Source organism: Clostridium sediminicola, assembly GCF_050402865.1.
GTDB lineage: Bacteria > Bacillota > Clostridia > Clostridiales > Clostridiaceae > Clostridium_AF > Clostridium_AF sediminicola.
The window spans coordinates 346,170-370,537 of record NZ_BAABMF010000003.1 but is presented as its reverse complement, the minus strand read 5'-3'; the positions used below and the strand labels follow the sequence as shown (position 1 = coordinate 370,537).

Below are 24,368 nucleotides of genomic sequence, written 5' to 3'. Positions count from 1 at the left end.
AGTGGGGGTAATTATGTTTAATGAAAAAAGGAAACGTTTAAATGTATTAGTTGCTATAGTAATCATAGCTATTATCTGTAGTATTATATTTAGTATGAAAAAAGTGAAAAACAATATTTCAAAAAATGATAACAAAGTTATTATTGGGCTTTCTATAGATTCATTAGCTATTGAAAGATGGCAAAGAGACAGGGATATTTTTGTTGCTAAGGCAAAAGAATTGGGAGCTGATGTGATTGTTCAGAATTCAAACGGTAATAGCGATGAGCAATTAAAGCAGGTAAATTATTTAATGGATCAGAATATTGATGTTTTAGTTGTAATCCCTAATGATGCAGATGCGCTGACTTCCATTGTAAAGACTGCAAAAAATAAAGGTATAAAGGTAATTTCTTATGATAGACTGGTTAAAAATGCTGATGTAGATTTGTATATATCATTTGACAATGTAAAAGTTGGGGAATTAATGGCTAAATCTTTAGTTAAAAAGGCACCAGAAGGGAATTATATTATTATTAATGGATCAGAAGAAGATTATAATACTTATTTTATGAATAAAGGATTTAAAAACGTTCTAGACCCTTATATTAATAAAGGAAAAATTGCAATTGTGAAGGAAGTATGGGCATCTGGATGGAGAGAAGAAGTTGCATATAAAGCTGTGGAAGAAGCACTTTCAAGTGGAACAAAAATAGATGCTATTTTATGTGGAAATGATAGGTTAGCAGAATCAGCTATTGAAGCTCTTGCCGAAAAGAGGCTAGCAGGAAAGGTATTTGTTGCTGGTCAAGATGCTACACTTTCAGCTTGTCAAAGAATTGTTGAAGATTCACAACATATGACAGTATATAAACCAATCCAAAAACTTGCTCAAAAAGCTGCAGAGATTTCAGTTGGAGTTGCCAATAGTAAAATTTTGGATGTAAATGATAACTTAGAAAATGGACAGCACACAGTGTTATATCATAAGGAAGATGTTTATGCTGTTACTAAAGAAAATATGATGGAAGTAATAATAGAAGGTAAATTTCATAATGAAGAAGATGTTTATATGAGAAAGTAAAATTAAGTAGCACATTATTGTTATAAACAAAATGTAAGAGAATCTTTGCTAATAAAGGGCAGAGATTTTTTTTAAAGTTTTTTATGTTTGATTTTGTCAATAAAGTACTATATCAAATTTTTGTTATGTTAAAGTAGTTAATTTTAGCAAGAATCGTAGCAATTCAATCTAGAGATATTTTATGTAAACCATTGTATTATATAGTTACAACGTTTACAGAAACAGAAAAGTTTCCGTAAAACTTAATTTGACAGTTGTTTAACTACCTGTCAATAAAAAAATATAGGGGGAATTAAGAATGAAAAAAACAAAAATTTTAGCATTTATGATGACAGCAGTTATGTCGGTTGCATTATTAGGTGGATGTGCTTCTAAGAATACAGCACCTGCTGATGATAGTGCAAAAGCTGATGATAAGATAGTTGTTGGATTATCTTTACCGACACAACAAGAAGAAAGATGGGTTAGAGACAAAGTTCAAATGGAATCAGAAGCTGAAAGACTTGGAATAGATTTGAAAGTTCAAGTTAGTAACAATGATGTTGCACAACAAGCATCTCAAGTAGAAAACTTGATAGCTCAAGGTATTGATGTATTAATTCTTGCACCCCAAGATGCTAGTGCTGCTGCAGCAAGTGTTGAAAAAGCACATGAAGCAGGAATTAAAGTTATTTCTTATGATAGATTAATCATGGATACTGATATAGATTTATACCTTTCATTTGATAATGTGAAAGTTGGAGAATTACAAGGTGAATATATTACTAAACAAGTACCTAAAGGAAAGTACATTGTTATGTCAGGAGCTCCTACAGATAACAATGCAAAATTATTTAAAGAAGGAGCTATGAAATTTATTCAACCTTTAGTTGATAGTGGAGATATTACTATAGTTGCTGATCAAGCTGTAAATGATTGGAATCCAGAAAATGCTTTGAAAATAGTTGAAAATGCTTTAACTGCAAATGATAATGATATACAAGCTATCTTAGCACCTAATGATGGTACAGCTGGTGGAGCTATTGTTGCATTGACTGCTCAAGGATTGGATAGTAAAGTGCCAATAACTGGTCAAGATTCAGAACTTGCTGCTGCTCAAAGAATAGTTGAAGGAACACAATCAATGACAATATTTAAAGATACTAGAGAATTAGGAACAGCTGCTATTGAAGCTGCAGTAAAAATTGCTAAAGGTGAAGCTTTAGAAACTAATGGTGCTGTTGTTAACAATAATAAAATGGATGTACAATCTTTGTTATTAACTCCTTATGTTGTAGATAAAAATAATATTGATGAAAAATTAATTGAAAGTGGATACTTAAATAAAGATGACGTTTATAAAAAATAAACTGTCCAAATAGAGGTGAGAGGAATAGTAAATACTGTTCCTCTACCCACATATATGGAGTTTATATGAGAGGTGAAATTAAAAAGTGTATGAAAATATTTTAGAAATGAAAAATATTACAAAAGAATTTCCAGGTGTAAAAGCTTTGGATAATGTAAATTTCAAAGTAAAGAAAGGCGAAATACATGCACTTGTTGGGGAAAATGGAGCGGGAAAATCTACTTTGATGAAGATTTTAAGTGGTGTACATCCAACATCAAGCTGTAGTGGAGAAATTATAGTAAAAGGGAAAAAACAAAAATTTGATGGAATAAAAGATTCAGAAAAAGTTGGGATTGCAATTATTTATCAAGAGTTAGCTTTGATAAAGCAGATGAATATTGCAGAAAATATTTATTTAGGAAATGAATTTGTTGAAAGAGGTAGCATCAATTGGGATAAGACTTTTATGCAAACACAAAAGGTACTAAAAGAAGTTAAATTAAATGATAGCCCCGATACAAAAATTGTACAACTTGGAATTGGTAAACAACAGTTAATTGAGATTGCTAAAGCTATTTCAAAAGAAGCTGATATATTGATATTAGATGAACCAACTGCTGCTTTAAATGAAACTGACAGTGAGAATTTACTTCAAATTATTAAAGAACTTAGAGAAAAAGGTGTTACATGTATTTATATTTCTCATAAACTTAATGAGGTTATAGAAATTGCTGATTCTGTAACTGTCTTAAGAGATGGTAATACTATTTGTACTAGAGATATGCATGGTGATGAAAAATTATCAGAGGATGATATAATTTCTCTGATGGTAGGTAGAAAATTAACCCAAAGATTCCCTCGAAAAGAGCATACTCCTAAGGACGTTGTTCTTGAAGTTAAAGATTGGAATGTATATAATCCTGAACTTCCAGATAAGAAAATCTTAGATAATATAAGTTTCAAAGCAAGAAAAGGGGAAATACTTGGTATTTCAGGACTTATGGGTGCTGGTAGAACAGAACTAATAATGAGTATTATAGGTGCATATGGTGTTAATATCTCTGGAGAGATAAAAATAGATGGTAAAAAAGTTAAAATTAAAAATCCTAAAGAAGCTATAAAAAACAAAATATGTTATCTTAGTGAGGATAGAAAAGGAAAAGGTCTTGTTTTAACAACTGACATTAAAAAGAATATTTCAATGGCAAGCTTAGAAAAAATTACAAACATTAGTGGAATTAATGAAAATGAAGAAATCAAAATAGCAAATAAATATGTAGAACAAATTAGAATAAAGACACCTTCCATAGAGCAAAAGGTTAAGAATTTAAGTGGAGGAAACCAACAGAAAGTTGCTTTAGCAAAATGGTTAATGGCAGAACCTAAGGTATTGATATTAGATGAGCCTACAAGGGGAATTGACGTAGGTGCAAAGTTTGAAATATATAATATTATGAATGATTTAGTTGATCAAGGCGTCTGCATCATAATGATATCTTCGGAACTTCCAGAAATAATGGGTATGAGCGATCGAATTCTTGTAATGCATGAAGGTAAGATTACAGGAAACATTGAATGGAAGGATGCTACACAGGAAAAGGTAATGTTTTATGCTACGGGAGGTAAATAATATGGTAGAGTTAAATGCTAAAACAAATAAGAGTAATTCAGCATCACTATTAGGTTTTGTAAAGAATCAACTTAAAACAAATATTAAACAATATACAATGTTTATTGCATTGATAGTAATAGGACTTATATTTACAGGATTAACAAGTGGAACATTTTTAACATCAAGAAATTTATCCAATTTATTGTTACAAACGGCTACTATTGCTGTTCTAGCTTGTGGTATGGTATTTGTTATAGTAGGTGGACATATTGATCTTTCAGTAGGTTCAGTTGCAGGGTTTACAGGTGCTATTGCTGCAGTATTACAGGTCAAGATGGGTTGGGGAACTGTTCCAACAATACTAGTAACAATGGGAGTTGGTTTGTTAGTTGGAATATGGCAAGGATATTGGATAGCATATAAAGAAGTTCCAGCATTTATAGTAACTCTCGCAGGAATGTTGATTTTCAGAGGTGCTGTAACTGGAGTAACAAATGGTGCTACAATAGCTCCAATGAATGATAGCTTTAAAGCTATTGGACAATCATATATACCAAGACTATTTTTACAAGATGCAGCTTTTCATGATACAACATTAATAATTGGAATAGTTTCAATAATTTTATATGTTGTCTTCGAAATGAGAAAGAGAAAAACTAGAGAAGAGTACGGTTTTGATATTCTTCCAATGAATATCCAAGTAGCAAAAATGATTATGGTTTCAACATTAATAGGAGCATTTTTCATGATAATGGTATTATATATGGGAATTCCATATTCTATAGTACTTGTTATAGGTTTAGTTTTCTTATATTCCTATTTATCAAATAAAACAACTTTAGGAAGGCATATATATGCTTTGGGTGGAAACAAAGAAGCAGCTAAACTTTCTGGTATAAATATCAAGCAAAGAACAATGATGATATTTGTTTCTATGGGAATTCTATCATCCATTGCAGGTATTGTATTTACGGCAAGACTTAATTCTGCAACAGCTTCAGCTGGAAACTTATTTGAACTAGATGCTATAGCAGCTTGCTTTATTGGTGGAACCTCTGCTATGGGTGGTGAAGGAACTGTAATAGGTGCAATTATTGGTGCCTTAGTTATGGCTACAATAAATAATGGAATGAGTTTAATGAATGTGCCTACAACTTATCAATTTATGGTTAAAGGTTTAATTCTTCTTTTAGCTGTTTGGATAGATATAACATCTAGAAAGAAAAATGCATAATTAAAAATTCATTTGTTTACTTAACAAAAGAACTACCAGAAACTTTGGGTAGTTCTTTTGAGATTAATTTTAATAAAATGTTAATTTTCCAATTTTCGATAGATTTGATATAATAGCCTTATTGATTACAACTTGATAGGAGAATTCTCATGGATAAGAAGGCTATAAAATTCGCAATTAAAAATGGATTTTTGCATATTTTCAGTGCAAACTTTATTAATAAAATTATTCAATTTGGTACAACTATTATTTTGGTTAGGATATTATCTAAATCAGAATATGGAAGTTATACATATGCAATAAATATTCTCAGTATGTTTTTGCTCATAAAGGGTATGGGAGTTACTCCAGGAATATTACAGTATTGTAGTGAAACTGAAGATAGAGAGAAAAAACTTAGATTTTTTAAATATGGAACAAAAATAGGTGTGCTTGCAAATGGAATTATTGCTTTAGCTATATTTATTTATACACAGTTTTTTGTATTGCCAATAGAAGGGAGTACAGAGATACTTCGAATGCTTTTTTTATGTCCTCTTATTTCTATTATATTTGAGTGTTTTAATGTGTTTTATCGTGCTGACTATAAAAATAAAGAATTTTCAATTTTATCAGTTACTAATGGGTTTGTTTTATTCTTAGGTACTATAACATTGGGTATGTATTTTGGAGTAAATGGTGTAGTTTTTGCAAGATATTTTGCTTTTATTATTTCTGTATTAGTTGCAGTATACTTCTTCAAAGAATATTTAAATGAATACAAAAGTGTCCAGGAACCACCAAGGCAGAGTAAAAATAAATTTTTGAAATATTCTATTACATGTGCATTTACTAATGCTATATCACAAATGTTATTCTTAATAGATACTTTTTTGGTTGGATTGGTACTTAAGGATGAAACAGTTGTTGCAGCATATAAATCAGCCACACTGGTACCTTTTAATATGTTGTTTATACCTACTTCAGTTATAGTATTTGTATATCCTTACTTCGCAAAAAATTATAATAATAAAAAATGGATTCGTGAAAAATTATTTGCACTAGAAAAATACTTGTTAATATTTAATATACTAATATCTTCAATTTTAATTATTTTTGCTAAACCATTTATACTTATTTTATTTGGTGAAAATTATCTTGATTCAATAGTTCCTTTTAGGATACTTATGTTTGGGTATATTATAGCTGGTTCTTTTAGAGCACCTGCAGGAAATATACTTGCAAGCATAAAGAAAGTGAAAGTTAATTTCTATAATGCAATAATTACTGGTATAGCAAATGTTATATTGGATATAGCGCTTATTTATAGATATGGATCAAATGGTGCTGCAATAGCAACTGTATTAGTGTTTTTTATTACTTCAGTTATTTCAAACGGATATTTATATAGGTATTTAAATGATTAGGAATAAACAGTAACAGTAACTTAAAATTAAAAGATAGACCTAAAAGATTCTACTAAGAATTTTTTAGGTCTAGAATGCGTATACATAGTAGAGTGAATTATTTTTTGGAGGTATTTATGTCACATTTAATTGACAGAGAATATAAGGATGAAACACCTTTGAATACTATTAATAATATACGCAAAATTCTTTCTGATATTGGACTTTTAACAATTGAAAGTAATTGGAAAAATTCTGCAAATGGGTTCTATTCAGTTTCGGTATCTATTGAAGGAACAAGCATTTCTTCAAATGGAAAAGGTACTACTGCTGAATTTGCATTAGCAAGTGCTTATGGAGAACTGATGGAAAGACTACAAAATATGGCATATTTTAGGTTATCCAATGATATGAGCGATGAGGATAATAAGTATGGAGGTTTCTACTATGCACCGGATGAAAAGTTTTTTTCTGTTTCCGATTTTTTAAATTGTGGAGAAGAATGGATTGACGCACAAAAGGATAATATTGGAAGTAAACGTGAATGCACATCTTTGATGAAAAAATGGTTAGGAGTATCATATGAAAAAGTACCTTGTGATTTTGTTACACTTCCATACTATAATTTGATTACTAGTAAAATATCTCATATACCTATAAAGATGATTTCTAAAATGTATATGTCTAATGGAATGTGTGCTGGAAATACTTCAGAAGAAGCTCTGGTTCAAGGGATTTCTGAAATTTTTGAAAGAGTGGTAAATAAAGCTATTGTCAATGATAAAATAGTACCTCCTACTATTCCAGAGGAGTATCTAGCTAAATTTAAAGGAGTATATCTTAAAATAAAACAAATTGAGTCAAAAGGAAATTTTAAAGTTATTGTTAAAGATTGTTCACTCGAAAAAAATTACCCTGTAGTAGCTGTTATTTTTATTAATAAAGATTCTCAAAGTTATTTTATAAAGTTTGGTGCGCACCCAGTTTTTAAAATTGCTATAGATAGAACTCTAAATGAACTATTGCAAGGCCAAGACATTAATCAAATGATGGGAATGAAAAAGTTTCATTATAAAAAGAATATTAAAGATCCAGCTAAGAACTTAATGAAAATACTAGAAAATGGATCAGGACATTATCCATCAGAATTATTTACTTCTGATTTTAGCTATAAATTTACTCCATTCAAAAGAATAAAATGTAATACAAATAAAGAAATTTTCAAATATTTGGTTAATCTCCTTAAAGAAATGGGATATTCAATTATGGTAAGAGATGTATCTTTTTTGGGAGTACCAGCTTATCATGTAATTGTTCCTAATTTTAGTGAAATAGAAAAAATAAATGATATGGAATCTATCATAAGCTACTCAGATTATAATATTGTGAAGAGATATATTAGAAATTTATATAAAATTGATGATGATGGTATAAATGAATTGTTATGCTTTATTAATGGATTTAAATATGGTAAATCAGCTTCAGCAGTAGGATTATTAAATATACCAATGAAAAATTTATTTCCATGGTATTATATGAATATAGATTTATTTAGGTGTGTATTATACTTTAAAATAAAAGATTATGGCAATGCAAAAAAATCAATATCAAAATATATCAATTATGTAGGGTCTATGAATTATGATGATAATAGCATATTATACTATGAATGTATCAGAGATTACATTGGGTGTAAAATTGATAAACTACCAAAAAATAAAGTGAAAAATTTATTAAATAAATTTTATCCAGAACAGATGGTTGAGATTGTTGACAACCAGTTTAATAATCCTCAAATAATATTTGAAAAATTTGGAGAATTAAAATGTTGGAATTGTGGTAAGTGTGATGTAAAAGAATGTTGTGGTTATTATTTAAAATCAAATGTTTTTAGAACGTTAAAAGATCAACAGCAAAAAAATACTATTGATCAGAAGAAACTTAAAAATATTATTAAAAAATAAAACAATGTTCCTTAAATGGGAACATTGTTTTATTTAAGTTACTAATCATCTTCATAATCGGAATCGTCACTGTCATCCTCTTTATATGGATACATAGATTTCATTGAATGCATACTGCACATAGGAGCCATTCCTTGCATTGACTGCATTGCATGCATACCTTGCATTGGGCTCATAGCATTCATGCACATACAATTCATTGAATTCATAGCATTCATGCACATACAATTCATAGCATTCATTGAATTCATGCACATAGAATTCATTGACTGCATTGACTGCATTGACTGCATTGAATCCATGGATTTCATAGATTTCATAGACTTCATAGAATCCATTTTTTTCATACAATCCATAGATTTCATTGAATATGTCTTCACTTACTTCACCTCAATAAATTATTTAATCACATTAGTTATAGTATGTTGAGTGAATAAAATTGTTACTTAGAAGTGTAAGTTCTTCATAATTTCTTGACAATTTAATAATAAAATATAATCAAAGAAAAGCCAATACAAGATAAAGAGGTGATTTAATTGGGTATTATTTTTATTATATTATTAGGATTCTTTATTTGGTATTTAATTAAAGATGAAAAAATATGTCTTAATTCAAATACAAATATCAACAAGATAGAAGATCCTTCTATCTCAATTTTAAAGATGAAACTAGCTAAAGGTGAAATAGACATTGAGGAATTTGAAATAAAAAAAAGAATGATTGAAAACTAAAAATATTAAGAGAGGATGGATAGCATGTTGGGAAGTATGGGATATTTAAAAACAGCAGCAGTAAGGGGATATTCAACACTTAAAGGTGGTTTTCATAGAGGTGGATTTGAGGACTGTTTTTCAGGTGGAAATTATTTCATGAAAGGAAATAATCCGATGTTTTATTTTCATGGTCTAGTATTAGCGGCATTAGTTGTTGTGATAATAATCTTATTAATAAAAAAGTCAAAAAAGAAAAAATCAACATTTGAATCTCAAATGTCAAAACAGTCAATTTTTAATGATAAGGACTTAGCAATTCAAATTTTAAATAAAAGATATGCAAATGGTGAAATTGATGATGAGGAGTATATCACTAGAAAACAAAATTTAACATATGATTTTAGTTTAAATAATTTAGCTGAAGGTAAAAATGAGGAAGATAATAACGACGATTAATAAAATAGAAGAAAAGAGAGCTTTCAATAACGGGAAGCTCTTTTTGGTTATAAATCTATATGATATTATAGATTTAGGCTTTGTTTTAATAAGTTATTGATTTTGTGAGCAATATTTATAAATTGCGAATTTTTAAATTAATATAAACATTTTTTTAAAACACAGCCTAAATTTAAAGAGGTGATGATAATACATTATGATAAAAAATATATTAGTAGTTGATGATGAAAAGAAGATAGTGCAAACTATAGAAGCTTATCTTACAAAAGAAGGTTATGGAGTATTTAAAGCTTATGATGGTGCTGAAGCTCTTAAAATATTTTATGAGGAAAATATACACTTGTTAGTTTTAGACTTGATGTTACCTGAAATTTCAGGGGAAGAGATATGTATGAAGATTAGGAACACTTCTGAAGTACCAATTATTATGTTGACAGCAAAAACAGATGAAGAAAATAAAATTGAAGGATTATCTATAGGTGCAGACGATTATGTTACAAAACCATTTTCTACAAGAGAGCTGGTTAGTAGGGTGAATGCATTGATAAGGAGAAGCTACAGAGGGGAAACTCCTTTAGCTGATATACTCCAATTCAATGAAGGAGACCTTGAGATTGATATAAAAAAGCAAATAGTAAAGAAAAATGGAGAAATCATTAAATTAACTACATATGAATTTAAATTACTTAAAGCTTTAGTAACTTATCCAGGGCGTATATTTAATAGGGAAGAACTAATGGAAAAAGTAATGGAAGGTTACTCAGAAAGTTTTGATAGAAGTGTAGATACTCATATAAGAAATATAAGAAAGAAGATTGAAGATAACCCCAAAAACCCAAAATATATTAAAACGATTTATGGATCAGGATATAAGTTTGGAGGTGAGAAATGAAAAAAACTATTTCAAATAAAATTAGATTAATTTTGGTTTTATTTGTTATTACTATTGTTATAATATCAAGTTTGATATCAAATACTATAATTGACAACAAATTTAATAATTATTTAAAAAAACAACATGAAGAGAATATTAATAAAGTGAAAATACTTATACAGAATTATTATGAACATGATCATAGCAATTCTATAAAATTAACAAGGGAACTTACAAAGCTTGCTGAATTAGAAAAATTGTATATTGAAATAATCAATATGAATGGAAATACAGTTTTTTCATCAGGAAAAGAAGATATTATTCATAAAAACACTAAGAACAAGATGGATGGACATATGATACGTCAAAGAGGGCTTAATACCTCTGATTACCAGGAAAATTATTATGATATTGTCATTGAAGGGAAAAAGGAAGCACGACTAACTATAGGGTATTTTGGTTCATTTAATGTATCTAATGAGGATTTGATTTTCAAGGGCGCTATGAATTTTTCTTTTATAATATCAGCTATTATAGCTTTAATAATTGCAATACTTTTTAGTACTATAATATCAAAAAAATTATCAAAACCACTAACTAGTTTGACAAATACTGCAAATGAAATAAAAACTGGTAACTATAAAATACGATCAAAGGTAAATACTAAAACTAAAGAAATAGATGATTTATCAGATTCAATAAATTATCTTGCAGACAATTTATATAAACAAGAAGACTTGAGAAAACGTCTTACTTCTGATTTGGTTCACGAGATTAAAACTCCTTTAACAATTATCAATAATCATATTGATGCTTTTTTAGATGGTATTTGGGAAGCTGATTCTGAAAAGTTGAATAGTTGTAAGGAAGAAGTTATACGTCTATCTAAAATGGTTGATAGCTTGAAAAATATTTATATGTTAGAAGAATCAAAGTTAAACTTAAATAAGTCTGAATTTAATTTATCTCAGTATATTATAAAGATAATTAGAACATTTAAACCTATTTATTTAAAGAAGAATATTGAGTTAAAGTACGATATTGAAGAAGATATTATAGTTTTTATGGATATGGATAAAATTAAGCAAATAATATATAATCTTTTATCGAATGCCAATAGATATACAGATTATGAAGGCGAAGTAACTATTAGTTTAGAGAAAAGAGATTCTAGTATTATATTAAAAGTTAAGGATAATGGAATAGGTATTTCAGAGAAAGATATGAAGAATATATTTGAAAGATTTTATAGAACTGATTTATCTAGAAATAGGGAAACTGGTGGTGCAGGGATTGGTCTAACAATAGTAAAAACATTGACTGAGGCTCATGAAGGAAAAATTAGTGTACAAAGTGAAGAAGGGAAGGGGAGTACTTTTATACTTCTTTTTCCAAATGATAAATAAAATCTAAAATTTATAAAAATTAAAACAAAGCAGTTGCTTTGTTTTAATTTTTAGGGTCTCCATTTAAAATAATTTTTTATTTTTATATAAACAAAAATTCCAGCAGCTGCACCAGAGAAAAAAATAACAATTGATGCTAAGAAAAATTCAGATAAAGGCATAAAAAGCCTAGTTCCCATAATACACCTTCTATTTAAAAGCTATATTATATAATATTATATAATATAAGAAAAGATAAGTATATTTTATAATAAAGAGTGGAAAATAAAATATATGGCTTCGAAATGATTAATATTAAGAAATAGAATAGTGCAATAATTATCAATAGATAGTTGTTGTTAATTGAGGAGGGATTTAAAATGAAAAAATACATTTGTACAGTTTGTGGTTATATATATGATCCTGAAGCAGGAGATCCAGATAATGGGGTTAAAGCAGGAACTGCCTTTGCAGATGTTTCTGAAGATTGGGTTTGTCCTCTGTGTGGAGTAGGTAAGGATTTATTTGAAGTAGAAGAATAAAAAAAGAGCTTTCACTGGAAAGCTCTTTTTTCTCTATTGTCCGAACAAGTATTTAGCAAATGGAGAACCGGAATCAATAATAATTTTTGTTTTTTCTTTTAAAGTTTTTTTGTAAGTTTGTAAGGTTCTGTAAAATTCATAGAAATCAGGATCTTGATTGTATGCTTGATTATATATATTTGTTGCTTCAGCGTCTCCTTCACCTTTGATTGTTTCTGCTTCAGCATAGGCTTTTGCTTCAATTATTTTTGCTTCTTTATTTGCTTCTGATTTGATTTTTTGCGCTTCTTCTTTACCTTCAGAACGATATTCTTTTGCTTTTTGTTCTCTTTCAGTTTTCATTCTATTGAATATATTCTCACTATTTTCTATTGGTAAATCAGTTCTTTTAATTTTGATGTCTACAACTTCAATACCGTAATGAGAAATTGTATCATTTATATCAGCTACACATTCTTCTAGCATTTTAGTTGTATAATTTTTATCTGCAATAAGCACATGTGCTACAGTTTGTCCGATTTTTTCATTTAATTTTGAATATAAAATGTCATCAATTCTTGTGTGGGCATTGGTTTCATTTCCCATAGAAATCCTAAAAAGCAAAGGGTTAATAATTTTCCATTGGGCGTTATTGTCTAAAATTAACTTTTTCTTATCTTTTGTAGTAACTTCTCTTGGATCAGTATCGTAAGTTAGCAACTTTGAACTATATTTTGTTATACTATCTACGATAGGAAGTTTAAAGAATAATCCTTTTCCTTCAACAATAGATATATTTTTAAATTTTGGATTATCTTTAATCGAAGAAACTAATTCAGGTGTCTTTTCATTTACGATTACTTTAGTTATCTTACCAAACCTAGTTATTGTGGCTTGATTGTATTCTTCTACAGTAAAAGTACATGAACTCAATAAAATTATCCCTATGAATACAATAATCACTGTAAAAATTGAAGATTTTTTTATTTTAAAATCCATTTTTATTTTTTGAGATTCATTATTTAATTTCACTTTTTTTGGTTTTATAAACATAAGTATTCCTCCCTTTAATTAGTAGCTGGTATAGTAGGTGTTTCGCTTAATGGAAGTAGATTAACAGTATTACCATCTTCATCTACTATATATTTTTCTATACCAGGAAGAATTTCTTCTAAGGTTTCTAAATACATACGAGTTCTTGTAACCTTTTTACCACCAACGTATTTTTGAAGAATTTGAGTGAAATTTGCCACATCACCTTTTGCTTGTTCAATTCTTTCTTCTTTATAACCCAAAGCATCATTTATCATAGCAGCTGCATTTCCTCTTGCATTAGGTATTACTTCATTTTTATAACTATTGGCTTCATTTATATAACTATTTTTGTCTTCACGGGCAGATGCAACATCCTTAAAAGCAGCATCCACTTCATGAGGAGGGTTTACATCTTGAAGTTGAATTGCTGTTATTGCTACTCCTAGACCATATTTATCACATGTAATTTGAAGATCGTCTTTAATTTCTTGTTGAATTCCAAATTTGTTGTCTGTTAAAACTTCATCTAATAGATGAGAAGCAACTACTCTTCTAATTGTAGATTGTGTAACTATTGATAATGTATCAATTTGATCATCAACATTGAAATAATAGTCTTTTGCACTTTTAATTTTATACTGAACGATTGTTTCAACATTTACTAGGTTTTCATCACCAGTTAACATTAAACCTTCATCAATATTCGATGTGTAAGAAGGAGTGTTTTTCATATCACCTTGTCTTGTTGTTGTAAATCCAAATTCTAATCTTTTAGCTTCATTTAAATTAGCTTTTAATACTTTATCAACTAGTGGAAGATGCCATTTTAAACCGTCCTCATTAACTGTTTCTACATACTTCCCGAATCTTAAGATTACTGCTTCTTCACCAGTTTTTACGGTGTAAATTCCTGTTAGTGCTAGTATAATTAATATTATAATAATGAAACTGGATGTTACAGTTTTTAAAATTTTACCTACCATAAAATCTCCTCCTAAAATAAATTAATCAATCCCCATTGATAAAACATTTGTTATCATTATACTAATTAAAGATATAGAATACAAATATAAATTATGGATGTTTTTACTTATAGAGTAATAAAAGAAAGAAACAAAAAAAACAGGCTCAATAATTATGAGTCTGTTTTTTTACTTTTTAAGCATAAAAAGGTTCTTTGACTATTATTAGGCCTATTAAACCTTTTCCTGTGTGAACGCCTAAAGCGGGACTTATACAACCAAAATTTAATGAAGTTATGTTGGAAAGAGATTTGAATTTTTCAAACAAAAGATTTCCCTCTTCTTCAGAACCACCGTGCATAATCCATATTCTACATTTAGATGTTTTCAGTGATTCTTCAGCAATTGATAGTAATCTCTTCAGGGCTTGTTTTTTACCTCGTATTTTATCGTAGGTATAGTAAACTCCTTCTTTATTTATAGAAATAATTGGTTTTATATTTAGCATTGATCCTATAGTTCCAGAAACTTTACCAATTCTACCACCTTTTATTAAGTATTTTAGAGTATCTACTACATAATAAACTGTGGCTCTATCACGCATTTCAGGAAGTTGAGATACAATCTCATTATAGGATCTACCATTCTTAATCATTTCACCACATCCAATTACTAACGCTCCTGTGCCTAAGGTAAGTGATTTTGAATCAAACACAGTTGTGGTTATATTTGGATGATTTTCAGAAACTAATTTTACTGTGTTATATGTTCCAGATAGATTGGAACTTAACTGTATAGCAATTATGTGCGTGTAACCATTTTCTTCAAGTTTAGTAAAAAGATCATCGACTTCTTGAACAGAAGGTAATGATGTAGAAGGTATTTCCTCTTCTAATTTTTCGTATACTTCGTCAGCAGTAATAGTAATTCCATCCAAATATTCTTTGTTTTTATAGATAATTTTTAATGGTAGAACATTAACGTTATATTCTTTTATTATGTCATAATTTAAATCAGCTGCACTATCTGCAATAAGAGCAATTTTTTCCAAAATTACAACCTCCTTCATACTTATACAACGAATACCAAATGGAGTAATGTATATAAGTCATCACCTGGTATTCGAAACTACATAAAAGTTATATATATATTATCATACAAATATTGAGGAATCAAGGGATGAAGATGAAAAAATATACTTTAAATTCTTTTATATGGATTAAAATACATTACTAACATATATATTAATTTACTTATAATTACAATTTAATATGCAATTTTAAGAATAATTAAAAGTATTTGGAGAAAAATAACGCAGTTAAAGTAAATTAATAAATAATAATTTTATTGGACAATATAATTAAACTAAAATATAATAATACTGAATGGTTAGAAAAATTTAGAGAAAATTAGTTAGAAGGTGTATTTTATGAAAGAATTATCAAGAAATGACGCTTGCTGGTGTGGAAGCGGAAAAAAATATAAACGATGTCACTTAGAAATGGATACCTTAATTAATCAATTGGATAAAAAAGGTAAGATAGTTCCTGATAAAGAGTTGATATTGAATGATGATCAAATTGAAGGTGTAAGAAAAGCTGGCCATATAACTGCTATGATTTTGGATAAAGTTGGCGATATGGTAAAAGCGGGGGTTACGACAGAAGAGATTAATACATTTGTACACAATTACACTATAGAATTGGGAGCAATACCTGCTCCACTAAATTATATGGGATTTCCTAAAAGTGTATGTACTTCAATAAATGAAGTTGTTTGTCACGGTATTCCCGAAGAAAGAAAACTAAAAGATGGAGATATAGTAAATATAGATGTTACCAGCATTTATGATGGATATTATGGTGATGCTAGTAGAATGTATATTGTTGGTGAAGCGTCAAAAGAAGCTAAAAAACTAGTTGAAGTTGCCAAAGAATGTCTTGAAATAGGTATGGAGCAAGTTAAACCATTTGCTACTGTTGGAGATATCGGCTATGCTATTAACAAACATGCTAAGAAATTTGGATATTCAGTTGTTAGAGAATATGGAGGACACGGGATAGGTAGGAAATTTCATGAAGAACCTTTTGTAGATCACGTAGGAAAAGCATCTACTGGTATGGTGTTGTTACCAGGAATGATTTTTACAATTGAGCCTATGATAAATGAAGGAACATTTAGATGTAAAGTCTTAGATGATGGATGGACAGCAGTGACAGCTGATGGAAAACTTACAGCGCAATGGGAACATACGTTAGTGGTTACTAAAGACGGATATGAAATTTTAACTAAATAAGTACACACTACTTTAGTTAAGAGTTAAGAGTTAAGAGTTAAGGTGTCTTCAACTCTTAACTTTTAACTCTTTAATTGTATTTTAGAGGGCGGACAAATACTTAGTTTCTACATCGTCCCAATTGACAAGATTCCACCAGTTTTTTATATACTCAGCTCTTTTGTTTTGATATTTTAAGTAATAGGCGTGTTCCCAAACATCTAAAACTAATAGAGGGATAGACCCTATTATATTTAAATTTTGATGTTTTTCAACGCCGATTATCTGAAGTCTTTGGAGATTTTTTGACCATACTAGTACTGCCCAACCAGAGCCTTCAATTGTGGTAGCTACTTCTGAAAATTGATTTTTGAAATTTATAAAAGAACCAAAATCTCTATCAATTCTACATGCTAATTCGCCTATAGGTTTCCTTTTTCCTCCTGGAATCATATTTTCCCAATATATTGTATGGAGTATATCTCCAGATGCATTAAATGATAAATCTCTTTCTAAATGTTTTATCAAAGAATAATCTCTTTTGTTTCTTGCTTCATTTAATTGTTCTTCAGCTTTATTCAAACCATTAACATATCCTAAATGATGTTTGTCGTGATGAATTTTAATAGTTTCTTCATCAATATAGGGTTCTAATCCGTTGTAATTATATGGTAATTTTGGTAAAGTATATTTCATATTATCACCTCACTTTATTTTTATGTTCATAATATTTTTTTATACTGGAGAATTTTAATCAATAGATTGGGAAAAATAAATTTATTAGTTAAATATAAAGGAGGAAAAATGTTATGAAAAAAAATATTAAGATAGTTTTATCTTTACTTTTGGTGTTTCTTTCAATAATTTCAATTGCAGCATGTGATCAGAAAAAAAACAAGAATGATACAACAGAGAAGACTAACAATATGGAAAAAAATGAAGGAGATAAAGAAACTGGAGAAAAAGAGGAAGCAGATTATGAAACTATGATAATTCGAAACCAACAATTTAGCGATTCTTTAACACAAATGGATGAAATTAAAGAAGCAAAAGTTATGACTTATGGTGAAACATCAATAGCTGGGGTTACTTTAGAAGAAGGCCAAGAATTAAATGATGAATTAAAAGAAAAAATTATGAATGAGATAAAGGATACGGATGAGAGTATAACTGAAGTTAAAGTTACAAATGATGAAGGTGTTATAGGTGAATTGACTGAAGCAGAAGACAAAATAAAATCTGGGGAAGCTTCTGAAAATTTGGAAGAGAACATTAAAGGAATTTATGAAAAAATAGAATAGAAAAAGTTAATAAAATGTAGAAAATAAAAAAATAAGGTGGATAATTGTCAAAAATATTATATAATGTTTATAGGGGCTACTTTCATTTATAAAGGAGACTAAAATGAATAGCAAAAAGAAGATAGCTTTATTAATTTCTATTGTTTTGATATTATCTGCATTTTCTGGATGTAATAAAGGAAGCAATACTAGTAATAAAGGCAATAATACTGGTATTACAGATGATAAGAATCAAAATGAGATTAAAAATGAAACACCAAAAGATGAAGAAAGTGATGAGTCTGAAAAAATTGAAGAAAATGAACAGAAGGATGAAAGTAAACAAGGGAAAGAAGTTTATATCAATGCAAATCCTTTAATATTAAGAGAAGGCCCTACATCTAACACAAAAAGAATAGGGAAGATATTAAAGAGTGAAGCTGTAGTGGTAGAAGCAGAAATTACAAATGATACAGGGGAAGTTTGGTATAAAATCAACTTTGATGGAAATGAAGGATATATATCTTCAAAGTACACAGTTGATAATAAATTCGAATTAATCCCAAAAGAATATCAAGATTTAGATTATAGTCCTCAAGAAAAAATTGTTTATGAGGATAATAAACCAGTAAAAGTAAAAGGAGTCTATGTAACTAGATTCTCTACTGTAAGTAAAAATTTTGATTACTTATTAGATATTGCAGATAAATCTGGTATAAATACATTTGTAATTGACGTAAAAGATGATAGAGGTCATATGTTGTTCTACTCTGAAGCAGCTAGCAAAATTGCGCCAAAAGCCAATGAGGGTATAGTTCTAAATGATATAAAAGGTTTTATTCAAAAGTTAAAGGAACATAATATCTATACAATTGCTAGAATAGTTTCTTTCAAAGATCCTATATATGCTGAAGCACATCCGGATAGAGCTATTATAAATAGAAATGATGGTTCAGTGTTTACTAAAAGTGATGGCTTATCATGGGTATCTGCTTATGACAGACAATTATGGGATTATAATGTATCTGTCGCAAAAGAAGCTGCAATTGCTGGTTTTAATGAAATTCAGTTTGATTATGTTCGTTTCCCTGCATCAAATGGGGGAAAATTGGACAAGGAACTAGATTATAGAAATTCTAAGAATGAATCAAAACCTAAAGCTATCCAAGAATATTTGAAATATGCTAAAAAAGAACTATCACCGCATCATGTGTATATAGGTGCAGATATTTATGGATTAGTTGCTTCCGTTACAAATGATATGTCCCTTGGTCAGTACTGGGAAGCAATAAGCAATGTTGTTGATTACGTTTGTCCGATGATGTATCCTTCTCATTATGCAAATGGAACCTATGATATACCAATACCGGATGCAAATCCAGGTGATACTGTGTATTATAGTACAAAAGACTCAGTTAGAAGAAATGGAAATGTAGATACTCCAGCAATTATTAGACCATGGATACAAGACTTTACAGCCCCTTGGGTTAAAGGTTATATAAAATATGGCCCTGATGAATTATTAGCTCAAATTGAAGCGCTTGAAAAAAATGGTGTAGATGAATATTTGCTATGGAATGCCTCAAATAAATACTCATATACGGCAGTAAAATAGTTAAAGCAGACTACTTTTAGTCTGCTTTTGTTATTCTAAAAAATGAATAATAGGGCAAAATAAAGTTAATTATATTTATAAAGAGGTTTGTTTTAAAATAAAAATTTGTTTTGTTAATTAAAATATGGCAAAAAATAGAAAACTGTTGAATTATTTGTAGAATAATAAGATAATTAAATAAAGAAGAAATAACTATTTTAATGAAAGGAAAAAGATGCCATGAGAGATTATGTTATAGTAACAGATTCTTGCTGTGATTTACCTAAGGATTATATTGAGGAAAATAATATTCCTTTTGTTAGCTTGACTTTTTCGTATAATGGGAATGAATTTATTGATGATTTTGGTAAAAGTTTTGATCAAAAAGAATTTTTCCGGGATATGAAAAGAGGGGCTTTACCAAAAACGTCTCAACCTAATGCAGAACAGTTTTTGTTGAAGTTTAGAGAAATAATAGCTAGTGGCAAAGATGTATTGTATATTGGAGTATCATCCCAATTAAGTGGCACAATGAATAGTGCAAGAATTGCAGAAGATATGATTAAAAATGAATTATCAGAAAACAGAATATATCTTTTTGATTCACTAAGTGCTTCACTAGGTCAAGGACTTTTAGTTATGAGTGCCATAGAGATGCAAGAAAGTGGAGCTACTTATGAAGAAGTAATTGATTATTTAGAAATGAATGTGCAAAATTTAAATATATATATAACAGTAGATGATTTAGCTCACCTTAAAAGAGGTGGTAGAATATCAAATGCAGCGGCAACAGTAGGAATGATGTTACATTTAAAACCAGTTTTAACTATAAATCATGAAGGTAGAGTAATTCCTATATTGAAAATTAGAGGAAGAAAAAAAACAATTAAGAGATTAGCTGAAATAATTAAAGAAAGAATAATTGATTCTGAAGAACAAAGAATTGCTATTTGCCATGGTGATTGTATAGAAGAAGCTATTAAATTAAGGGATATTATTTTGGAAGAAAACAATATAAAAGAAGTTTTAATAAATACTATAGGTCCAGTTGTAGGGACTCATGGAGGACCTGGGGCTTTAGCTGTATTTTTTATGGGAAAAGAAAGACAACAAAATATAATAATAAAATAGAAATATACAAAGCTAGAAATACTATTCTGGCTTTTTTTGTGATAATTCATAGTTTATATGAATTTTTAATAGTAAATTATTAATTAATTGGAGTTTTTTAATAGGATATATGTTAAAATTGTTATGCTACTATATAGATAATTATAGAAATAAAAAATATGGTGTTTAATTTTTGATAAAAGGGAGGAGAATTTAAATAGTTTTCATAATAGTACTATTTATAATCTTAATTGATAGGATAACAAAAGTAAAAGCAAAAAACATTTTACAAAATTGTAGGATAGAAATTTTTTCAGGAAAGATACAATTTTTTCTTGTGAGAAATAATGGTGCGTTTATGAATATTCTTAGTAACAATAGAAGATTGCTACTTTTTTCTTCAATTATGGGGATAATATTGATGATTGCATATTTTGTTCTGTATGAAGTAGATAATTATAATGTGGTAGTTAAAGTAGGGTATTCTTTTTTCATTGGGGGAGGAATAGCTAACACTATTGATAGAATAAAAGATGGTTATGTTACTGATTTTATATATTTTAATATAAAAAGATTTCCAGTATTCAATATTGCTGATTTTTTTATTTTTGGTGGATTTATATTAATATTAATCCAAAGCATTTAGTAAAAAGAAATATACTAATAAAGAGAAGGAGATAGATATGATAGAGATTGGTAAAAAACAAAAAATGACAATTACTTATTTTAAAGATTTTGGTGCATTTCTAGATGGAGGAACTGAAGAAAAGGAAGATAATATTTTGCTTCCAAAGAACCAGTTAACGGATGATTTGAAAGAAGGAGACGAAGTAGAAGTATTTATTTACAAAGATTCTGAAGATAGACTAATTGCTACAAGAGAAATGCCGTATATTCAAGTTGAAGAGATTGCACAACTTCAAGTGAAAGAAATTACAAGAATTGGTGCATTCCTTGATATGGGATTGAAAAAGGATTTATTTTTGCCATATAAAGAACAAAAATATAGTGTTCAGGCAGGCGATAAGTTACTAGTTGCTATGTATGTAGATAAAACTAGTAGACTTTCAGCAACAATGTTTCTTGAAAATTTTCTAAGAAGTGATAGTGAATATAAAGTTGATGATATGGTAAAGGGAATAGTTTATTCAGTAAATCCTACATTAGGCGCATTGGTTGCAGTTGATAATAAATATAGAGCTTTAATACAGGATATTCAATTTGCTGGAAAAATTAAAGTTGGCGAAAAGGTAGAAGCTAGGGTAGTTAGAATAACAGAAGAGGGGAATTTGGATCTTTCTTTTAGAAAAGTAGCTTATAAGCAAATGGATGATGATGCAGCATATATTCTAGAAGTTATGGAAAATATATATAACGGCAATATGCCTCTTAATGATAAGAGTAAACCAGAGGAAATAAAATCAAGATTAAAAATGAGTAAAAATGCTTTTAAAAGAGCTGTAGGTAGGCTTTTAAAAGAGGGGAAAATTGAAATTTTAAATGATGGCATCAGAATTAAGAATAAAGCAGGAAGATAGTTTCTATCTTTCTGCTTTATGAATGGGGAAAGTTTCAACTATGAATGTTGAAGCTATCCAATGCTAATAGTTTGTGTGCTTTTAATAAATTTATGATAGTAATTAATGGTATATGCAATAATGAAAAATATTATTAAAGTGAGGATGGTTTTGGTGAATAGAGGGATTGCTGTTATACTTGCAATAATATGTGGTATTTGTGCAGGTATTCAACCACCAATAAATGCAGGTTTGGGTAAAGTCATAAATTCAAAAAATGCAACGCTTGTAAGTTTGGCAGGAAGTATTATTTTAATTTTGTTTATTGTGTTGACTACAGGAAACATCAAAGACGTTACAAAAATCACTAGTGTTTCGCCTTTGTATTGGATTGGTGGAATATTCGGAGTAATAGTCATTTTCACTTCCCTCACTGTAATTCCAGTACTTGGGGCAACAGCGACGTATTCAGTAATAGTATCTTTTCAATTAGTGGTAGGCGCAGTTATTAATCAATTTGGATTATTTGGTGTAACAAGATCACCAATAACACTTACAAAAGTTTTGGGAATAGGATTCTTAATACTGGGAGTTAAATTTATTTTAAGTTAAAAAGGATAATGCTTGTTACAAAGCATTATCCTTTCATTTATTTATTTTTATTAAAATTTATAGTTGAAGTAGTATATCTATATTTAATTCTTGAATGAGTGAATTGGAGCAGGAATATGACCACCACGTTTTACAAAATCATCAGATTTAAAAGGACTTACTTTCATAATTGGAGCCCTTCCGAGTAATCCACCAAACTCAACCATCTCACCAATATCTTTTCCAGGAACAGGAATGACTCTAACCGCGGTTGTTTTATTATTGATAACACCGATAGCTGCTTCATCAGCTATTATTCCTGAGATTGTTTCTGCAGTAGTATTACCAGGAATAGCAATCATATCTAATCCAACAGAACATACACAAGTCATAGCTTCTAGTTTTTCAAGATTAATTGAATTGTTTAATACAGCGTTTATCATACCTATATCTTCACTTACAGGGATAAATGCACCACTTAATCCACCTACTTGAGCGGCTGCCATTACTCCACCTTTTTTTACTGCATCATTTAGTAAAGCCAATGCAGCGGTAGTACCTGGTGCACCACAACTTTCAATTCCCATTTCTTCAAGTATATGAGCTACACTATCGCCAATAGCTGGAGTAGGAGCAAGTGATAAATCAAGTATCCCAAATGGAATTCCTAATCTTTTTGATGCCTCAGTTCCAACTAGCTGACCCATTCTAGTGATTTTAAACGCAGTTTTCTTGATAGTTTCAGCTACTATATCAAAAGGTTGACCTTTACATTGCTCTAGAGCTCTTTGTACAGTACCTGGACCAGAAACACCGACATTCAATATACATTCAGCTTCTTCAACACCGTGAAAAGCACCAGCCATAAATGGATTATCGGAAACAGCATTTGCAAATACTACTAACTTGGCGCAACCAAGACCATCAGCGTCTTTGGTGATTTCTGCAGTTTGTTTAATGATTTTCCCCATTTCATAAACAGCATCCATATTTATTCCAGTTCTAGTACTTCCAATATTAACTGAAGAACAAACTTTTTCAGTAACACTTAAGGCTTCAGGAATTGAAGCAATTAATTTTCTGTCTCCATTGGAATAACCTTTTTGAACTAAAGCAGAAAAGCCACCAATAAAATTAACACCTACAGCTGTAGCTGCCTTATCTAGGGTTTTGGCGAATTCTACGTAATTAGCATCACCGCATGATTCAGCTACCATAGAGATAGGGGTTACAGAAATTCTTTTATGTATTATTGGGATTCCATATTCCTTCTCAATTTCTTCACCAATCTTAACTAAATTTTCAGCATTTTTTGTAATTTTATCGTAAATTCTATCCCTTGATGCTTTTCCATCAAATGAAGCACAATCTTTCAAGGATATACCCATTGTTATTGTTCTAATGTCTAATTTTTCTTTCTCTATCATTTGTATAGTTTCTAAAATTTTGTTTTGATTAATCACTGTA

General features: G+C 29.2%; 25 protein-coding genes. 18 read left to right on the top strand and 7 right to left on the bottom strand.

What is annotated here, in order from left to right:
* Positions 1-13 precede the first annotated feature (13 nt).
* The 6 genes from ACQ3F0_RS08505 to ACQ3F0_RS08480 all read left to right on the top strand — a co-directional run bounded on the left by ACQ3F0_RS08505 (position 14) and on the right by ACQ3F0_RS08480 (position 8,588).
* Positions 14-1,063: a D-xylose ABC transporter substrate-binding protein gene (locus ACQ3F0_RS08505; protein WP_428864795.1), complete on the top strand. Its 1,050-nt coding sequence runs from the start codon at positions 14-16 to the stop codon at positions 1,061-1,063.
* A 298-nt stretch (positions 1,064-1,361) separates the two neighbouring features.
* Positions 1,362-2,411, top strand: coding sequence for a sugar ABC transporter substrate-binding protein (locus ACQ3F0_RS08500; protein WP_428864794.1), 1,050 nt, complete (start codon positions 1,362-1,364; stop codon positions 2,409-2,411).
* 85 nt (positions 2,412-2,496) lie between these two features.
* Positions 2,497-4,023 carry a xylose ABC transporter ATP-binding protein gene (locus ACQ3F0_RS08495; RefSeq protein WP_428864793.1) on the top strand — a complete coding sequence of 509 codons (1,527 nt, stop codon included), beginning with the start codon at positions 2,497-2,499 and terminating at the stop codon, positions 4,021-4,023.
* 1 nt (position 4,024) lies between these two features.
* Positions 4,025-5,239 (top strand): multiple monosaccharide ABC transporter permease, encoded by a 1,215-nt coding sequence (gene mmsB / locus ACQ3F0_RS08490; protein WP_428864792.1) that lies wholly within the window; start codon positions 4,025-4,027, stop codon positions 5,237-5,239.
* 149 nt (positions 5,240-5,388) lie between these two features.
* Complete coding sequence (locus tag ACQ3F0_RS08485) at positions 5,389-6,645, top strand: oligosaccharide flippase family protein (RefSeq protein WP_428864791.1); 1,257 nt, start codon at positions 5,389-5,391, stop codon at positions 6,643-6,645.
* A gap of 116 nt (positions 6,646-6,761) precedes the next feature.
* A complete protein-coding gene (locus ACQ3F0_RS08480) occupies positions 6,762-8,588 on the top strand; it encodes a YcaO-like family protein (RefSeq protein ID WP_428864790.1) in 1,827 nt (608 codons plus the stop codon).
* Positions 8,589-8,629: 41 nt separating this feature from the next.
* On the opposite strand, the gene ACQ3F0_RS08475 is transcribed toward ACQ3F0_RS08480, so the two are convergent.
* Entirely contained in the window at positions 8,630-8,968 is a 339-nt protein-coding gene (locus tag ACQ3F0_RS08475; protein WP_428864789.1) for a hypothetical protein, read from the bottom strand.
* Between the two features lie 156 nt (positions 8,969-9,124).
* Here ACQ3F0_RS08475 and ACQ3F0_RS08470 point away from each other — a divergent pair, with 156 nt between their 5' ends.
* The 4 genes from ACQ3F0_RS08470 (at position 9,125) to ACQ3F0_RS08455 (ending at position 12,037) form a co-directional block, all read left to right on the top strand.
* Positions 9,125-9,319 carry an SHOCT domain-containing protein gene (locus tag ACQ3F0_RS08470; protein ID WP_428864788.1) on the top strand — a complete coding sequence of 65 codons (195 nt, stop codon included), beginning with the start codon at positions 9,125-9,127 and terminating at the stop codon, positions 9,317-9,319.
* A 24-nt stretch (positions 9,320-9,343) separates the two neighbouring features.
* Positions 9,344-9,757, top strand: a complete 414-nt coding sequence (locus ACQ3F0_RS08465) for an SHOCT domain-containing protein (RefSeq protein WP_428864787.1) — start codon at positions 9,344-9,346, stop codon at positions 9,755-9,757.
* Between the two features lie 196 nt (positions 9,758-9,953).
* Positions 9,954-10,649: a response regulator transcription factor gene (locus tag ACQ3F0_RS08460; RefSeq protein WP_428864786.1), complete on the top strand. Its 696-nt coding sequence runs from the start codon at positions 9,954-9,956 to the stop codon at positions 10,647-10,649.
* Positions 10,646-12,037: a HAMP domain-containing sensor histidine kinase gene (locus tag ACQ3F0_RS08455; protein WP_428864785.1), complete on the top strand. Its 1,392-nt coding sequence runs from the start codon at positions 10,646-10,648 to the stop codon at positions 12,035-12,037. Before ACQ3F0_RS08460 ends, ACQ3F0_RS08455 begins: the two co-directional genes overlap by 4 nt.
* Positions 12,038-12,087: 50 nt before the next feature.
* Here ACQ3F0_RS08455 and ACQ3F0_RS08450 read toward each other — a convergent pair whose 3' ends face one another.
* Positions 12,088-12,216: a hypothetical protein gene (locus tag ACQ3F0_RS08450; RefSeq protein ID WP_428864784.1), complete on the bottom strand. Its 129-nt coding sequence runs from the start codon at positions 12,214-12,216 to the stop codon at positions 12,088-12,090.
* A gap of 180 nt (positions 12,217-12,396) precedes the next feature.
* On the opposite strand from ACQ3F0_RS08450, the gene rd reads away from it, so the two are divergent.
* Positions 12,397-12,558 (top strand): rubredoxin, encoded by a 162-nt coding sequence (gene rd / locus ACQ3F0_RS08445; RefSeq protein WP_428864783.1) that lies wholly within the window; start codon positions 12,397-12,399, stop codon positions 12,556-12,558.
* Positions 12,559-12,591: 33 nt separating this feature from the next.
* Here the strand turns inward: rd and hflC are convergent, their stop codons facing one another.
* The 3 genes from hflC to ACQ3F0_RS08430 form a co-directional block, all read right to left on the bottom strand.
* Positions 12,592-13,590 carry a protease modulator HflC gene (hflC, locus tag ACQ3F0_RS08440; RefSeq protein WP_428864782.1) on the bottom strand — a complete coding sequence of 333 codons (999 nt, stop codon included), beginning with the start codon at positions 13,588-13,590 and terminating at the stop codon, positions 12,592-12,594.
* Positions 13,591-13,604: 14 nt separating this feature from the next.
* Entirely contained in the window at positions 13,605-14,555 is a 951-nt protein-coding gene (gene hflK / locus ACQ3F0_RS08435; RefSeq protein WP_428864781.1) for an FtsH protease activity modulator HflK, read from the bottom strand.
* 175 nt (positions 14,556-14,730) lie between these two features.
* Positions 14,731-15,585 carry a DegV family protein gene (locus ACQ3F0_RS08430; RefSeq protein WP_428864780.1) on the bottom strand — a complete coding sequence of 285 codons (855 nt, stop codon included), beginning with the start codon at positions 15,583-15,585 and terminating at the stop codon, positions 14,731-14,733.
* A 378-nt stretch (positions 15,586-15,963) separates the two neighbouring features.
* Between ACQ3F0_RS08430 and ACQ3F0_RS08425 the strand changes: the two genes are divergently transcribed.
* A complete protein-coding gene (locus ACQ3F0_RS08425; protein ID WP_428864779.1) occupies positions 15,964-16,830 on the top strand; it encodes a methionyl aminopeptidase in 867 nt (288 codons plus the stop codon).
* 81 nt (positions 16,831-16,911) lie between these two features.
* On the opposite strand, the gene ACQ3F0_RS08420 is transcribed toward ACQ3F0_RS08425, so the two are convergent.
* On the bottom strand, positions 16,912-17,505 hold the full coding sequence (locus tag ACQ3F0_RS08420; RefSeq protein ID WP_428864778.1) for a superoxide dismutase: 594 nt from the start codon (positions 17,503-17,505) through the stop codon (positions 16,912-16,914).
* A gap of 113 nt (positions 17,506-17,618) precedes the next feature.
* Here ACQ3F0_RS08420 and ACQ3F0_RS08415 point away from each other — a divergent pair, with 113 nt between their 5' ends.
* From ACQ3F0_RS08415 to ACQ3F0_RS08390, 6 genes are all read left to right on the top strand, one after another.
* Positions 17,619-18,110 (top strand): YhcN/YlaJ family sporulation lipoprotein, encoded by a 492-nt coding sequence (locus tag ACQ3F0_RS08415; protein ID WP_428864777.1) that lies wholly within the window; start codon positions 17,619-17,621, stop codon positions 18,108-18,110.
* A gap of 103 nt (positions 18,111-18,213) precedes the next feature.
* Entirely contained in the window at positions 18,214-19,704 is a 1,491-nt protein-coding gene (locus tag ACQ3F0_RS08410) for a putative glycoside hydrolase (RefSeq protein ID WP_428864776.1), read from the top strand.
* Between the two features lie 219 nt (positions 19,705-19,923).
* Positions 19,924-20,814, top strand: a complete 891-nt coding sequence (locus ACQ3F0_RS08405; RefSeq protein ID WP_428864774.1) for a DegV family protein — start codon at positions 19,924-19,926, stop codon at positions 20,812-20,814.
* A 196-nt stretch (positions 20,815-21,010) separates the two neighbouring features.
* Positions 21,011-21,439: a signal peptidase II gene (locus ACQ3F0_RS08400; RefSeq protein ID WP_428864882.1), complete on the top strand. Its 429-nt coding sequence runs from the start codon at positions 21,011-21,013 to the stop codon at positions 21,437-21,439.
* Between the two features lie 37 nt (positions 21,440-21,476).
* On the top strand, positions 21,477-22,331 hold the full coding sequence (locus ACQ3F0_RS08395) for a CvfB family protein (RefSeq protein WP_428864772.1): 855 nt from the start codon (positions 21,477-21,479) through the stop codon (positions 22,329-22,331).
* A gap of 153 nt (positions 22,332-22,484) precedes the next feature.
* Positions 22,485-22,922, top strand: a complete 438-nt coding sequence (locus ACQ3F0_RS08390; RefSeq protein WP_428864770.1) for a DMT family transporter — start codon at positions 22,485-22,487, stop codon at positions 22,920-22,922.
* 83 nt (positions 22,923-23,005) lie between these two features.
* Here the strand turns inward: ACQ3F0_RS08390 and ACQ3F0_RS08385 are convergent, their stop codons facing one another.
* On the bottom strand, positions 23,006-24,361 hold the full coding sequence (locus ACQ3F0_RS08385) for a PFL family protein (protein WP_428864881.1): 1,356 nt from the start codon (positions 24,359-24,361) through the stop codon (positions 23,006-23,008).
* Between the last annotated feature and the right edge of the window lie 7 nt (positions 24,362-24,368).

Bases quoted from the DNA above. Each gene is read 5' to 3' on its own strand.
- ACQ3F0_RS08505 (WP_428864795.1), top strand. From the start codon at position 14: ATGTTTAATGAAAAAAGGAAACGTTTAAATGTATTAGTTGCTATAGTA.
- ACQ3F0_RS08500 (WP_428864794.1), top strand. From the start codon at position 1,362: ATGAAAAAAACAAAAATTTTAGCATTTATGATGACAGCAGTTATGTCG.
- mmsB (WP_428864792.1), top strand. From the start codon at position 4,025: ATGGTAGAGTTAAATGCTAAAACAAATAAGAGTAATTCAGCATCACTA.
- ACQ3F0_RS08485 (WP_428864791.1), top strand. From the start codon at position 5,389: ATGGATAAGAAGGCTATAAAATTCGCAATTAAAAATGGATTTTTGCAT.
- ACQ3F0_RS08480 (WP_428864790.1), top strand. From the start codon at position 6,762: ATGTCACATTTAATTGACAGAGAATATAAGGATGAAACACCTTTGAAT.
- ACQ3F0_RS08465 (WP_428864787.1), top strand. From the start codon at position 9,344: ATGTTGGGAAGTATGGGATATTTAAAAACAGCAGCAGTAAGGGGATAT.
- ACQ3F0_RS08460 (WP_428864786.1), top strand. From the start codon at position 9,954: ATGATAAAAAATATATTAGTAGTTGATGATGAAAAGAAGATAGTGCAA.
- ACQ3F0_RS08455 (WP_428864785.1), top strand. From the start codon at position 10,646: ATGAAAAAAACTATTTCAAATAAAATTAGATTAATTTTGGTTTTATTT.
- ACQ3F0_RS08450 (WP_428864784.1), bottom strand. From the start codon at position 12,216: ATGGGAACTAGGCTTTTTATGCCTTTATCTGAATTTTTCTTAGCATCA.
- rd (WP_428864783.1), top strand. From the start codon at position 12,397: ATGAAAAAATACATTTGTACAGTTTGTGGTTATATATATGATCCTGAA.
- hflC (WP_428864782.1), bottom strand. From the start codon at position 13,590: ATGTTTATAAAACCAAAAAAAGTGAAATTAAATAATGAATCTCAAAAA.
- hflK (WP_428864781.1), bottom strand. From the start codon at position 14,555: ATGGTAGGTAAAATTTTAAAAACTGTAACATCCAGTTTCATTATTATA.
- ACQ3F0_RS08425 (WP_428864779.1), top strand. From the start codon at position 15,964: ATGAAAGAATTATCAAGAAATGACGCTTGCTGGTGTGGAAGCGGAAAA.
- ACQ3F0_RS08420 (WP_428864778.1), bottom strand. From the start codon at position 17,505: ATGAAATATACTTTACCAAAATTACCATATAATTACAACGGATTAGAA.
- ACQ3F0_RS08415 (WP_428864777.1), top strand. From the start codon at position 17,619: ATGAAAAAAAATATTAAGATAGTTTTATCTTTACTTTTGGTGTTTCTT.
- ACQ3F0_RS08410 (WP_428864776.1), top strand. From the start codon at position 18,214: ATGAATAGCAAAAAGAAGATAGCTTTATTAATTTCTATTGTTTTGATA.
- ACQ3F0_RS08405 (WP_428864774.1), top strand. From the start codon at position 19,924: ATGAGAGATTATGTTATAGTAACAGATTCTTGCTGTGATTTACCTAAG.
- ACQ3F0_RS08395 (WP_428864772.1), top strand. From the start codon at position 21,477: ATGATAGAGATTGGTAAAAAACAAAAAATGACAATTACTTATTTTAAA.